General features: G+C 38.0%; 2 protein-coding genes. Both read left to right on the forward strand.

Translation table 11 applies throughout. From position 1 onward, the window contains the following. On the forward strand, positions 1-938 hold a 938-nt coding region (locus F6K49_RS51385), incomplete at its 5' end, for an AAA family ATPase (RefSeq protein ID WP_293110659.1). A gap of 152 nt (positions 939-1090) precedes the next feature. Continuing rightward, a partial coding sequence (locus F6K49_RS54155; protein WP_366514378.1) for a hypothetical protein occupies positions 1091-1155 on the forward strand: 65 nt, incomplete at its 3' end.

Raw genomic sequence — 1155 nt, forward strand, 5'->3', positions numbered from 1 at the left:
TTACTGACCCACAATGTAACCTTACCGGAATGGTGCTTGGATTTTCGACAAAGAAAGAGCTAGAAGAAGTTTACAAGACAAATCAACACATAAAAGCTGGTTTAGAACCAGCTTTTGAATCACAACCTCGATTGATAAAGGCAGTTGAGTGTATACCAATAGAACGGCAGGAGGGTTTGTTTTTATTGCCAGGGCACGTTGGGCTTGCTGAGTATGAAGTTACCTTAGGTATTGCTCAGGAGTTAAGTGGTTCAATTCAAACTCTTAAGAATCTTCCTGGCTCTATTTCCTATCTTCTTGATAAAACAGCCAAGAATTTTTCTGCTGACTATATTCTGATTGACATGAGTCCAAGCTTAAGCTCAATTAATCAGAATTTACTGATGACAAGTGATTTTTTTATATTGCCTACAATTCCTGATTTCTTTTCAGTTATGGCAATTGATTCAGTAGCAACAATTCTACCTAAATGGCATCAGTGGGCACAGAAAGCCAGCGAATTGCCAGTTCTCAAGGAAGCTAATTACCCATTCCCAAAAGTTACCCCTCTCTTTCTTGGAACAATTATTCAAAATTATCGAATTAGGTACAGAAAACCATCTGTTGCTTTCCAGAAATGGATGGATCAGATTAAAGATGCTATTGAAGATAGACTGTTTCCAGAATTAAGGCGTGAACATATGGTTTTTGCTAAGCAAGTTTATTCTGAACAAGAAATGGGAGATGATTTCTGCCTCATAAAAATGTCATATTTCAATAGCCTCATTGCTATTTCTCAAAAATGTCAAACACCTGTATTTGCTTTAACTGCTCAAGAAATTGGGCAAACTGGCAAGGTGTTAGAAAATACTCAAAACTCCCAAAACAGCTTTAAAGAATCTTTTTCCAGATTAGCAGATAAGGTAATTAATCTAACTTGTAATGCAGTCCGCGCTTGATCACTTCCATATCAGCATCCGTCGTGTTCGAAATTTGATAGCTGTTCATAATTCTGTTAAATCACAATCTACATCTGCTCTCGATATTTCAGACATTTTGAGAGCTCAGACGAATGTCCTTGATTGAAGAAGGACCTGATAAGTCTGTGCGGATGGCTCATTTAGCCTGTGTAGGTAGCCATGCTATTAATGGGGTGGCCGCACTGCATACGGAATT

Source organism: Moorena sp. SIO3I6 (genome assembly GCF_010672095.1).